8 protein-coding genes are annotated in these 12,148 nt (G+C 71.4%); 4 read left to right on the forward strand and 4 right to left on the reverse strand.

Annotation, left to right across the window (positions count from 1 at the left end; genetic code table 11):
* Positions 1–162 precede the first annotated feature (162 nt).
* Positions 163–2,514, reverse strand: a complete 2,352-nt coding sequence (locus CRP50_RS08420; RefSeq protein ID WP_097278582.1) for a Tex family protein — start codon at positions 2,512–2,514, stop codon at positions 163–165.
* Between the two features lie 184 nt (positions 2,515–2,698).
* Here CRP50_RS08420 and CRP50_RS08425 point away from each other — a divergent pair, with 184 nt between their 5' ends.
* The 3 genes from CRP50_RS08425 (at position 2,699) to CRP50_RS08435 (ending at position 4,494) form a co-directional block, all read left to right on the forward strand.
* Positions 2,699–3,148, forward strand: coding sequence for an SRPBCC family protein (locus CRP50_RS08425; protein ID WP_176525085.1), 450 nt, complete (start codon positions 2,699–2,701; stop codon positions 3,146–3,148).
* A gap of 106 nt (positions 3,149–3,254) precedes the next feature.
* Positions 3,255–3,671, forward strand: coding sequence for a ferritin-like domain-containing protein (locus CRP50_RS26015; protein ID WP_097278584.1), 417 nt, complete (start codon positions 3,255–3,257; stop codon positions 3,669–3,671).
* 4 nt (positions 3,672–3,675) lie between these two features.
* Positions 3,676–4,494: a family 1 encapsulin nanocompartment shell protein gene (locus CRP50_RS08435; RefSeq protein ID WP_097278585.1), complete on the forward strand. Its 819-nt coding sequence runs from the start codon at positions 3,676–3,678 to the stop codon at positions 4,492–4,494.
* 7 nt (positions 4,495–4,501) lie between these two features.
* On the opposite strand, the gene CRP50_RS08440 is transcribed toward CRP50_RS08435, so the two are convergent.
* Genes CRP50_RS08440 through CRP50_RS08450 form a run of 3 tightly spaced genes read right to left on the reverse strand, consistent with a single transcriptional unit; the run spans position 4,502 to position 11,051 of the window.
* Complete coding sequence (locus tag CRP50_RS08440) at positions 4,502–5,632, reverse strand: M14 family metallopeptidase (RefSeq protein WP_097278586.1); 1,131 nt, start codon at positions 5,630–5,632, stop codon at positions 4,502–4,504.
* Positions 5,633–5,641: 9 nt separating this feature from the next.
* Positions 5,642–6,025, reverse strand: coding sequence for a response regulator (locus CRP50_RS08445; protein WP_176525086.1), 384 nt, complete (start codon positions 6,023–6,025; stop codon positions 5,642–5,644).
* A 16-nt stretch (positions 6,026–6,041) separates the two neighbouring features.
* On the reverse strand, positions 6,042–11,051 hold the full coding sequence (locus CRP50_RS08450; protein WP_097278589.1) for a PAS domain S-box protein: 5,010 nt from the start codon (positions 11,049–11,051) through the stop codon (positions 6,042–6,044).
* A gap of 86 nt (positions 11,052–11,137) precedes the next feature.
* Between CRP50_RS08450 and CRP50_RS08455 the strand changes: the two genes are divergently transcribed.
* The gene (locus tag CRP50_RS08455; protein WP_097278590.1) at positions 11,138–12,115 is read left to right on the forward strand and encodes a cation diffusion facilitator family transporter; all 978 of its coding nucleotides are present in this window, start codon (positions 11,138–11,140) and stop codon (positions 12,113–12,115) included.
* Positions 12,116–12,148 lie beyond the last annotated feature (33 nt).

Genomic DNA, 12,148 nt, shown 5'->3' on the forward strand with positions numbered 1-12,148 from the left:
GCCTCCGGTGCAGTTGAGGAAGGATACGGGGTCCCGGCGAGGGACCCCGTTGGACCTACCGTAGCGGATATTCCCCTAGCCGGGAAAGGCTCTAAATAAAAAGGGGAATACTGCGCTGCACCATCCACCTTCGTCGAAATGACGAAGAGGTAAACGGCCGGGTTACTTCTTCTTCATGCCCGCCTTGGCGAAGGCTTCGGCAAGAGCACCACCGAATACACCCTGCGGCGCACTGGGCTTTTGGTCGCGTCCGCCGTCGCGACGATTGCCGCCCGACGGCCGCGGGCCGCGATTACGCTCCGTCTTCTCGGCGCCGCCGCCCGGCTTGCGTTCCGCACCGGGTTCGTCGGACATGCGCATGGTCAGGCTGATGCGCTTGCGCTCCAGGTCGACCTCCAGGACCTTCACCTTTACGATATCACCCGGCTTCACCACCTCGCGCGGGTCCTTCACGAAGCGGTCGGCCAGGGCGGACACGTGGACGAGGCCGTCCTGATGGACTCCGACGTCGACGAAGGCGCCGAAGTTGGCGACGTTGGAGACGACGCCTTCCAGGATCATGCCCGGCTTGAGGTCGCTGACCTTCTCCACGCCCTCCTTGAACTCGGCGGCGCGGAACTCGGGACGCGGGTCGCGGCCCGGCTTCTCCAGCTCCTTCAGGATGTCGGCGACGGTCGGCACGCCGAACTGCTCGTCGGTGAATCGCTCGGGGTCGAGGGAGCGCAGCAGCCTGGCGTTGCCGATCAGCTCCTTCACCGGGGTGCCCGTGGCCTCGACGATGCGGCGCACGACCGGGTAGGCTTCCGGGTGGACGGCGGAGCGGTCGAGCGGGTCGTCGCCGTTCATGACGCGCAGGAAGCCGGCGGCCTGCTCGAAGGCCTTGGGGCCGAGGCGCGGCACGTCCTTGAACTGCTTGCGGCCGGTGAAGGCGCCGTTCTCGTCGCGCCAGGCGACGATGTTGCGCGCCAGGCTCTCGCCGAGGCCCGAGACGCGGGCGAGCAGGGGGATGGAGGCCGTGTTGACGTCGACGCCGACGCCGTTCACGCAGTCTTCCACCACCGCATCCAGGGCGCGGGCCAGCTTGGTCTGGCCGACGTCGTGCTGGTACTGGCCGACGCCGATGCTCTTGGGGTCGATCTTCACCAGCTCGGCCAGCGGGTCCTGCAGGCGGCGGCCGATGGAGACGGCACCGCGCAAGGACACGTCCAGCTGCGGGAATTCCTTGGCCGCGAACTCCGACGCCGAATAGACCGAGGCGCCGGCCTCCGACACCATCACCTTGGTGAGCTTCAGCTGCGGGAATTGCTTCATCAGGTCGGCAGCGAGGCGGTCGGTTTCGCGGCTGGCGGTGCCGTTGCCGATGGCCACCAGCTCGACCCCGTGGCGGCCGCACAGGGCGGCGAGGATGGCGAGCGACTCGTCCCACTTCTTGGCCGGCTCGTGCGGGTAGATGGTCGCCGTCTCCAGCAGCTTGCCGGTCTGGTCGATGACGGCCACCTTCACGCCGGTGCGGAAGCCGGGGTCGAGGGCGAGCGTCGGGCGCATGCCGCCGGGGGCGGCCAGCAGCAGGTCGCGCAGGTTGCCGGCGAAGACCTTGATGGCCTCTTCCTCGGCGGCTTCGAACAGGCGGCCCATGAGGTCGAGTTCGATGTGCAGGCTGATCTTCACCCGCCACGCCCAGCGGGCGCAGTCGGTCAGCCAGCCGTCGGCCGGGCGGCCCTGGTCGACGATGCCGAAGCGGCGGGCGACCTTGTCCTCGAAGTGCGCCCGGCCGGGGCCGCCGTCGGCATCCTCCACCGACAGGGCGATCTGCAGCACCTCTTCCTTGCGGCCGCGGAACATGGCGAGCGCGCGGTGCGACGGGATCTTGGCGATGGGCTCGCCCCAGTCGAAGTAGTCGGAGAACTTGGCGCCCTCGCGCTCCTTGCCCTCGACCACGCGCGACTTCAGGCGGCCGGTGGTCCACACCTCCTCGCGCAGGGAGCCGACCAGTTCGGCGTCTTCGGCGAAGCGCTCCATGAGGATCTGGCGAGCGCCTTCCAGGGCGGCCTTGACGTCCTCGACGCCCTTCTCGGCATCGACGTACTGCGCCGCCACCGTCTCGGGGGTCTGGGTCGGATCGGCGAGCAGGCCGTCGGCCAGCGGCTCCAGGCCCTGCTCGCGGGCGATCATGGCCTTGGTGCGGCGCTTGGGGCGGTAGGGCAGGTAGAGGTCTTCCAGGCGCGCCTTGCTGTCGGCGGCGTCGATCTGCCCCTTCAGCTCGGGGGTCAGCTTGCCCTGTTCCTCGATGGACTTGAGGATGGCGCCGCGGCGTTCCTCCATCTCCCGCAGGTAGCGCAGCCGCTCGTCGAGGGTGCGCAGCTGGGTGTCGTCGAGGCCGCCGGTGGCCTCCTTGCGGTAGCGGGCGACGAAGGGAACGGTGGCGCCGCCGTCGAGCAGCTCGATGGTGGCGGCCACCTGGGCCTCGCGCACGCCGAGGTCGGCGGCGATGATCTGGGAGATGGAACGGGTCACGCGGGGCTTCTCACTGCGGTTGAGGCGCGGAAGGGATCGGGTGTCGGGCTGTGTACCGAACGACGGCGGCAAAAACCAGTCTTGACCTGTGGCGAAGGCATGGCGCGGGCCAGGACCGCGGACCGGCATCGTCCCGCCCGGCCCCCGCGTTTCCTCCATGGACCCCCTCAACCCGGAGGACCCCATGGTCGAGATCCGCGAAAGCATCACCGTTCCGGCGTCGGTCGAAGAAGTCTACCGCTACATGGACGCCAGCGTCCGCCTCATCGAGCTGACCCCCGGCATGCAGAAGCACGGCGACCTCGCCGACAAGCCGGGCGGCAAGGACAAGGACAAGGAAGCCCGCGTCGAGTACACCTACGAGATGCAGGGCATGCCCGTCCGCGGCTCCGTCGAGATCGCCGAGAGCGAGCGCAACCGCCGCGTCGTCTACCGCCTGACCGGCCCGAGCCCGGCGACCTTCACCTGGACCTTCGAGCCGGAAGGCGACAACGCCACCCGTGTGGCCGTGCACCTGGACTACGGCGCCGCCGTGCCCATGCCCGACGCCATGCTGTCGTTCTTCACCAAGGCCTATAACGAGGGCCAGGTCGGGGCCATGCTCGACCGCCTGCGCGGGCAGTTCATGCGGTAGCAAAACACGGCCGCACTGCAACCGGCTCTACCACCGATGCGTTCCAGAACCGGTCGCGGCGGCCGAGCCCGCCTGCGCCGATCCGTTCCCATCCTCAGGGGGTTCCATGGGCAGCGAAAGCCTTCACGCGCCGCGCGAGCGACTGTCGCGGCGCACACTGACCATTCACCACGCCATCGTCTCCATCATGGAAGAACTGGAGGCGGTGGACTGGTACCGCCAGCGCGCCGACGACTGCGAAGACGAGGAACTGCGCGAGATCCTGCTGCACAACATGCGCGAGGAGATCGAGCACGCCGCCATGGCGCTCGAGTGGCTGCGCCGGTACGACGCCGACGTCGACGAACAGTTCCGCACCTACCTCTTCACCGACGGCAAGCCGATCATGGCGGTGGAGGAAGGCGCCGAGCACGAGGAAGCCCCGGAGGACGTGGGGCTCGACGCCGACGCGACCAAACCGCCGTCACCCGCCCCCTCGGGCCGCCGGAAGACCATCGGATCGCTCAAGGGCAAGAAGGGCTGACGTCATGGACATGCTCAACCGCAAACTGGCTCCCTTCGGCGCGGACCTGTGGGAGACCATCGACGAAGCCGCCACCGAGGCCGCCGCGGCCATGCTCACCGGCCGCCGCTTCCTGGAGGTGGAAGGCCCCTACGGTCCCGGCCTGACCAACATCGAGGTCGGCAACGACGGCTTCTGCCGCCAGGTCGGCGACGACGAGGCCGGTGCCGTGGTCAGCCGCGCCGTCTCCATCCCCATGCTGCGCAAGCGGTTCCGCATCTCCACGCGCCGCCTGGTGGCCGCCACCGAATACGGGCAGCCGCTCAGCCTCGCGCCGGTGGAAGACGCCGCCGAGGCCATGGCGCGCCGCGAGGACGAGTTCGTCTACTACGGCAACAAGGATTTCGGGCTGGAAGGCCTGTTGACCGCCACCGGCCGCCGCACCCTCACCGCCGGCGACTGGACCCAGGTGGACCGGGCGCTGGAAGACGTGGTGAAGGCCGTCACGCTGCTCGACGACGGCGGCTTCCCCGGTCCTTACGCCATGGCGCTGTCGCCGGCGCTCTACAACCAGCTGTTCCGCCGCTACGAGGGCTCCGACCTGCTGCAGCTGGAGCACCTGAAGCGCGTCTGCACCGCCGGCATCTTCAAGGCCCCAATCGAGGGCGGCGTGGTGGTCGACGAGCGCGTCGGGCCCATCATCCTCGGCCAGGACCTCATGGCCGGCTACGTCGGCACCGACGGCATCCACCACGAGTTCTTCCTGACCGCCAGCATGGTGCTGCGCCTGGACGATCCGGAAGCCATCTGCACCCTGGACGCGACGCCCGCCACGGCGGCCTGACGCGCCGTCAGCCGGCCGCGACGAGGCCGGCCAGCGCCTGACGCACGACCTGGCGGGAGCGCCACAGCACCTGCTCCCGCCAGTCGTCGGCGTCCGGATAGAAATGGCGGCGCAGCGCCGCCTTTATGCGCCGCGTCTCCGGCGCCTGCCAGTCGACGGCTCCGGTCCGGTGCAGGACATGGTCGGCGCGCAGCACCTCGAACATCCGGCCGGTGGGGAAGGTGCCCACCTCCAGCGTCACGAATACCACCTGCGGTCCGACGGCGTGCCAGGCGTAGTCCACCAGCCCGGTCTTCGCCCCCGACGACGACGTGCCGAGCAGCGGCTCGGTCACCGACACGCCCCACCACGCCCGTGCCCGCGCCACCGCCGCGCTGCCCGGCGGATGGTCGCAGATCAGCTCCCCATAGCCGTAAGGACCGAGGCCGGTGTGCAGGTCGATCACCGCCACCGACCGGCGTTCGGCCATGCGGTGGCGGGCGAGGATGCTCTCCAGGGTCCGCCGCGACCACGTCGGGCCCGTGCCGCCGTGGAACAGTCCATCGGCATGGGTGTGCTGGCCGGCGGTGACCACCTCCTCCAGCGCCCGCTGGCCGTGGTCGGCGGCATAGGCGGCCAGCGCGGCGTCGGCGGCGGCGAGCGTCGCGGCGTCGGTGGCCGGCGGCACCAGGGCATCGGCGAGCGCCTCGTATCCCGCGTTGGCGGGCAGGGGGCCGGCGAAATCCACGAAGTTGCGATTGAGGTCGACGCCGTCCTCGTTCACCCGGCGCAGCCAGGCGAAGCCGTGCGGGTTGAGGGCGTGGATCAGCAGCAGGGCCGTGTCCGGCGGCAGGCGCGGCGCCGGGGCGGCACGCAGCAGGTCGGTCTGGATGCCGGCGCCGCAGAAGCCCTCGACGCCGTGGGTGGCACTCTGCAGCACCAGCACGCGGCCGGCGTCGGCGGGTCCGAGCCATGCCGTGTCCGTCGCCAGCGCCTCGCCGGAGGGGCCGGTCAGCGGGTGGGCGAAGCTCTCGACGGCCGCCTCCGCCGTCGCCGCGGCCGCCAGAAAGCGGCTGCGGGCGGCGGCGTAGTCGGCCGCGAAGGCGTCCTGTGCTGCCGGAGCGGCGGGATGCGGGGCGGCGGCGAACAGTTCGGCCATCGTGGTGCCTTACGAGGCCTTGGCGACCTGATCGAGGCCGAGCAGGCGCACCACCGTCTCCTGGATGAAGGCCGGCTCCACCGGCTTGCCCAGCACGGCGGACACGCCCAGGTGCAGCGCCCGCTCGCGCACGCCCTGCTCGCCGGTCACCATCACCAGCGGCACGTCGGCGCAGCCGGGCAGCAGGCGCAGGGCCTCCATGAAGGTCAGGCCGTCGAGGTTCGGCATCTTGTAGTCGGTGACCACCGCGGCGGGCGGCATGGTGGCGCAACTGGCCAGGGCGTCGAGCGGGTCCTGGAAGGAATCCGCCCGCAGGCCGGGTACGCGGTTCAGCAGATGCTTCAGCAGGAGGCCGCTGACGAGACTGTCGTCGACGATGACGATGCGATGCACGGGACCGTCTCCTGTGTCAGGCGTCGTGGAGTCTCTCCTCCACCGAGGCCCGGGTGCGTTGCAGAGTGCGATGCAATTCCGCCACGAGGTGCGGAATGACGTCCGCCGGTCCGGCCGCCGCCGCCGTCTGCAGCCGGTGCGCGACACCCGCCAGAGCCCTCAGTCCGAAGTTGGCGGCGCTGCCTTTCAGGCTGTGCGCCGCGTACTCCACCTGGTCCAGGTCCCCGGTCGATGCGCCCGACGTGATCGTGGCGGCGAAGGCCTCGGCCTCCGACAAACAGGTTATCAGCAAGTCCCGTACCAGTTCCGCAGGAAGTTGCTGTTCCAGTTCGACCAAAGCCGCATGATCGAGCAGCAGGGCGTCGTCGTCGCCGGGGGCGGCCGGGGCTTCACCGGCGGTCGGCGGTTCCCAGTCGACGCGGGCGACGGGGGCGGCGGCGACGCGGGTGATGACCTCGGCGAGACGACCGGCGTTCACCGGCTTGGACACGTAGTCGGTCATGCCGGCGGCGAGGCAGCGCTCGCGGTCGCTCGGCAGGGCGTTGGCGGTCATGGCGACGATGGGGATGGCGGCGACCTCGCCGGCCAGGCCGCGGATGCGGCGGGTGGCCTCCAGCCCGTCCATCTCGGGCATCTGCATGTCCATGAACACCAGGTCGTAGGGCAGGGCGCGCACGGCCTCCACCGCCTCCAGCCCGTTGCCCACCACGTCGACGTGATGGCCCAGGCGCTCCAGGATGCGCTGGGCGACCTGCTGGTTCACGTGGTTGTCCTCGGCCACCAGGATGCGCAGGCGCTGGGTCGCTTCCACCGGGTCGGGCAGGACGCGGGCGGCATCGGCGGCTTCCCCACTCGCTACGGCGGCGACGGCGGTGCGGTCGCCGGCCAGGGCGGCGGCGGCGAGGCGCAGGAAGACGCTCTGGCGGATGGGGCGGCCGACCAGGGCGTCGGTCTCCCGCCGGGCGACGCGGGAGGTGCCGCCGAAGCCGCCGAGCAGCAGCACCTTGAGGCCGGCCCAGCAGGGTTCCGCCTTGATGCGGCCGGGCAGGGCGCTGCCGTCGGGCAGGGCGCCGTCCACCACCACCAGATCGAAGCGGGTGCCGCAATCGCCCGTGAAGACGGTGCGTTCGCGCAGCCGCTCGATCCCCTCGTCGGCCGATCCGGCCAGCGCGACGGCGGCGCCGGCGCTGCGCAGGTGGCGGGTGGCGAGGTCGCGGGCCGGGCCGGGCGCGGCGATGAGCAGCACGCGCACCTCTGCCAGCGCGGCGGGAGGCGTTGCCGCCGGCTCGCCGGCGCACAGCGGCACCACCACCGTGAACACGCTGCCTTCGCCGAGCCGGCTTTCGACGGCGATGCGCCCGCCCATGGCCTCGGCGAGGCGCCGGCTGATGGCGAGGCCGAGGCCGGTGCCGCCGAACTGGCGTGCCACGCCCGACTCGCCCTGGTTGAACTCCTGGAAGAGGTGCGGCAGCACGTCCTCGGCGATGCCGCGGCCGGTGTCGGCGACGCGGACGGCGATGCCGCCGGCCTCGGGTTCGGCTTCCACCGTCAGGGTCACGGCGCCCCGTTCGGTGAACTTCACCGCGTTGCCGACCAGGTTGAGCAGGATCTGGCGCAGCCGCCCGGGGTCGCCGCGCCACCGCCCGGCCACCCCCGGCGCCACGTGGGCGGCGATGTCGACCATGCGGGTGAGGGCGCGCGGCGCCAGGATCTCCACCACGCTCTCCACCAGCGGCAGCAGCTCGAACTCGCTTTCCTCCAGCTCCAGGCGCCCGGCCTCCATCTTGGAGAAGTCGAGCACGTCGTTGAGGATGGCGAGCAGCGCATCGGCGCTTTCCCGGATGGTCTCGGCGAAACGGCGCTGCTGGCCGTCGAGCGGCGTGTCGAGCAGCAGCCCGGTCATGCCGATGACGCCGTTCATGGGCGTGCGGATCTCGTGGCTGATGGTGGCGAGGAACTGCGACTTGGCGCGCGCGCCGGCCTCCGCCTCCTCCTTGGCGTCGCGCAGCTGGCGGTCGATGCGCTTGCGCTCCGTGATGTCGCGGAAGGCCACCACGGCGCCCGAGATGACCCCGTCGTCGGCGATGGGGGCGACCGTGTAGGCGACGTCGAGGGCGCTGCCGTCCTTCTTCCAGAAGACGTCGTCCTCCACCAGCCGCGCCACCCCGTCGCGTGCCGCCGCCACCAGCGGGCTCGCATCGGGCGGCAGGTAGCCGCCGTCGGCGGTCTTGTAGTGGATCAGCGGGTGCAGCGGCACGCCCACCAGCTCCACCGGCTGGAACCCGAGCAGCCCGGCGCCGGCGCGGTTGACGAAGATGCAGTGGCCGGCGGTGTCGAGGCCGAAGATGCCGTCGGCGACGGAATTGAGGATCAGCTCGTTGCGCCGCGCCAGCCGTTCCAGCGCCGCCTGGGCGGTCTTCAGGTCGGTGACGTCGACGCGGGTGCCGACCACGCCGCCGTCGGGCGTGCGGCGCTCCACGCTCTGGATCCATCGCCCGTCGGCGAGGCGCTGCAGGAACGGCCGGCCGGAGGGGTCGCGGTGCTCGGCGAGGCGGCGCGTCACCCAGCGCTCCAGATCCTCGCCGGACTGGGCGAACAGGCCGAGGCGCACCGCTTCCTCCACCATGGCGGGGAACGAGACGCCGGGCTCCAGCATGTGGGCGACGCCGCCGTACATCTGGCGGTAGCGGTCGTTGCACAGCACCAGCCGGTCCTCGGCGTCGAACAGCGCGAAGCCTTCCGAGATGGCGGCGATGGCGGTGTAGAGCTTGCGCTCGGCCGAGGTGACGCGCTCTTCCGCCTCGATGCGGTCGGTGACGTCGGTGCCGGTGCCGCGGTAGCCGAGGAAGCGCCCGTCGTCGGCGAAGATCGGCTTGCCCGACACCTGGAACCAGCGCGACCGGCCGGTCTGCGGACCGGTGCGGTAGAGGAAGTTCTTGAACGGCCGCCGCGCCTCCAGATCGGCCAGATGCTCGGCGATCCGCGCGGGCTCGTTGACCGGGTCGAACAGGTCCTGGCGGCGGCGGCCGATGACCCAGTCGCGGATCTCCGGCTCGCTCAGGGTGGTGGCCCCGGTCAGGCGGGTGAAGCGCAACTCGGCGTCCATTTCCCAGAACCAGTCCGAAGTCGCCTCGGCGAGGTCGCGGAAGCGCTGTTCGCTGGCGCGCAGCGCTTCCTCGGCCCGAGCCCGCACGGTGATGTCGCGCACCACGCCGATGAACAGGCGCTGGCCGCCTTCCTCCACCTCGCCGACGGCGATCTCCATGGGGAAGATCGTGCCGTCGCTGCGCTGGCCGGACAGGCGCCGCACCACCCCGATGATGCCGCCCTCGCCGGTGGCGAGGTAGCGCGTCAGCTTGGCGTCGTGGCCGTCGGCATACGGCTCCGGCATCAGCATGGCGACCGGCGCGCCGATCATGCGGGCCGCCGGATAGCCGAAGATCCGTTCCGTCGCCGGGTTGACGGCGCGGATGATGCCGTCCTCGGAAATGGTGACGAGGCCGTCGACGACGGTGGCATGGATGGCCCGCAGCCGCGCCTCGCGGGCGGCCAGCTCCTCGGTGGTGCGGCGCAGGCCGGTGATGTCGACGGAGATGCCGAGCACGCCCGTGCGCCCGTCGCCGAGACGGATGGGCTGCTTCAGGGTGCGGTAGAAGCGCACCTCGCCGCTCGGCAGCGTGAAGGGTTCCTCCACCTCCCGGGCCACGCCGGTGTCGATCACCTCGCGGTCCATGCGCAGGTAGCCCTCGACCTCGTCGGCGTGGTCGTGGATCTCGGCGTTGTGGGCCTCGACCATTTCTTCGGGCGTGCGGTCGAACAGGGCGGCCAGCGCCTTGTTGGCGAGCAGGAAGCGGTTGTCGCGGTCCTTGACGAAGATGAGGTTGGGGTCGCTGTCGATGACCGTGCGCACGAAATCGCGCTGGCGGCTCGCCTCGCGCTCCAGGGCCTTGCGCTCCTCGATGTCGACGGAATAGCCGACCAGCACCTGGGTGCCGCCGCTGGCTTCCACCACCGCCTTGCCGGCGATGAAGGTGCGCTCGCGCCCGTGGCGGTCGATCACCGTTTCCTCGTGGGCGTCGAGCCGGCCCAGGCGCCACACCTGCTCGTCGGCGGCGCGCAGGCGGGCGGCCACCTCGGGCGGGAAGAGATCGAAGTCGGTACGCCCCTCGACCGCGCCGCGCTCGGCGCCGACGGTCGCCAGGCACTCGCGGTTCATGAACAGGAAGCGGCCGTCCCGGCGCTTGACGAACACGTTCATGGGCAGCGTGTCGAGGATGTCGGCCAGCAGCCGGCGCTGGCGGTGCAGGTCCAGTTCGGTGTTGCGCAGGTCCGTGATATCGGTGCTGTGCACCAGGGCGGCGCGGTCGCCGGTGGCCGGGTCGTCGATGGGCATGATCTCGGTCAGGTGCCAGCGCGGCTCCTGTCCCGGACCGACCGCGATCTCCACCGCCGCCGCGAAGGCGAGCCCCTCCGCCGCCTGGGCGAGGAGGTCGGCGGCGAGGTCCGGGTGCCGCAGGGCCTCGGCGAACGGCCCGCCGGCCGGGCCGAACTGGCGAATGGCCGCGGCATTGCGCTGGATGACGCGGCCGTCCAGTCCGACCAGGCAGGTGGCGCCGGGCGCGTGGCGCATGATTTCGGTGCCGCGCAGCAGATCCGGCGCCACGGCGCTGCGGTCGAGCACCGCCGCTTCCACCAGCATGGGCTCTGCGAACCCGGGCCAGCGCGCGGCGGAGCACCGGCAGGCGGCGGTGACGGCGACGCCGGCCGGATAGAGGGTCCAGGTTTCCTCCAGCGTCTGCCCGGCGGCGAAGGCGGCGCGGTAGCCGGCGAGGCGGGCGGCGACGGCGGGGGAGGGGTTCGTGAAGTCGCGGCCGCACAGCTCCGCCACGCTCTCCGCCGCCCACAGGCGCAGGGCGGCTGCGTTCGCCCACACCATGCGCAACGTTTGCAGATCGAACACCCAGACCGGGGTCGTCAGGCGGTCGAGGAGATCGGCGGGCGGCGCAGGCGGAGGGACGACGGTCATCGGTACTACCAAAGGCGGGGTGGGCGGTGCCACTATACGCCGAGCGGCCGGGCCGCGTCGCGCCGGAACATGCAGCACGGACCATCATGAGCGACCATCATCACGATCACCACCACCACCACGGCACCATGGCGGCGCCGGCCAGCGACCGCGATGCGCGGCGGGTTCTGGTGGCCTTCGTGCTCACCGCGTCGTTCATGGTGGCGGAGGTGGTGGGCGGCATGGTCTCGGGCTCGCTGGCGCTGCTCGCCGATGCCGGGCACATGCTGACCGATGCGGCGTCGCTGGCGCTGGCGCTGTTCGCCTTCCGCCTCGCCCGCCGACCCGCCGACGCCGCGCGCACCTACGGATGGCACCGGGTGCAGGTGCTGGCGGCCTTCGTCAACGCCCTGGCGCTGCTCGTCATCGTCGCCTGGATCGGCTGGGAGGCGGCGGCGCGCCTGCTGGCGCAGCAGCCGGTGGGCGGCGGCATGATGCTGGGCGTGGCGGTGGCGGGGCTCGCGGTCAACGTGGCGGCCTTCGCGGTGCTGCACGGCGGCGACCAGCGGAACGTCAACCTGCGCGGCGCGGCGCTGCACGTGCTGGGCGATCTGCTGGGGTCGGTGGCGGCCATCGTCGCGGCGCTGGTCATCCTGTGGACCGGCTGGACGCCCATCGACCCCATCCTGTCGCTGCTGGTGGCGTTGCTCATCCTGCGCACCACCATGCCGCTGCTGCGGCGCACGGCGCACATCCTGCTGGAGGGCACGCCCGAGGCGCTCGACGTCGCATCCCTGCGCGATCATGTGGCGACGGTGGACGGCGTGGTCGAAGTGCACCATGTCCATGCCTGGATGCTGACGCCGGATCGGAACCTGGTGACGCTGCACGCGCGTATCCTACCCGGGACCGACGACACGACGGTCCTGCACCGCATCCACCACGAGCTGCGCGAGCGGTTCGACGTCGGGCACGCCACCGTGCAGATCGAGCGCGACACCGAGTGCCCGGCGCCGCCGTGCCGGCCGGGCCAGGGGAGCGGGCCCGGGCCTGCCACGACATCGCCTCATTCGCGCTCCCATTGACGCCACATGCGCGGGCCAGCCTCGGGCCTGAAG

It is taken from the genome of Caenispirillum bisanense (assembly GCF_900230255.1).
Lineage (GTDB): Bacteria > Pseudomonadota > Alphaproteobacteria > Rhodospirillales > Rhodospirillaceae > Caenispirillum > Caenispirillum bisanense_A.

Coding starts and splice junctions, on each gene's coding strand:
- CRP50_RS08425 (WP_176525085.1), top strand. CDS start 2,699: ATGGTCGAGATCCGCGAAAGCATCACCGTTCCGGCGTCGGTCGAAGAA.
- CRP50_RS26015 (WP_097278584.1), top strand. CDS start 3,255: ATGGGCAGCGAAAGCCTTCACGCGCCGCGCGAGCGACTGTCGCGGCGC.
- CRP50_RS08435 (WP_097278585.1), top strand. CDS start 3,676: ATGGACATGCTCAACCGCAAACTGGCTCCCTTCGGCGCGGACCTGTGG.
- CRP50_RS08440 (WP_097278586.1), bottom strand. CDS start 5,632: ATGGCCGAACTGTTCGCCGCCGCCCCGCATCCCGCCGCTCCGGCAGCA.
- CRP50_RS08450 (WP_097278589.1), bottom strand. CDS start 11,051: ATGACCGTCGTCCCTCCGCCTGCGCCGCCCGCCGATCTCCTCGACCGC.
- CRP50_RS08455 (WP_097278590.1), top strand. CDS start 11,138: ATGAGCGACCATCATCACGATCACCACCACCACCACGGCACCATGGCG.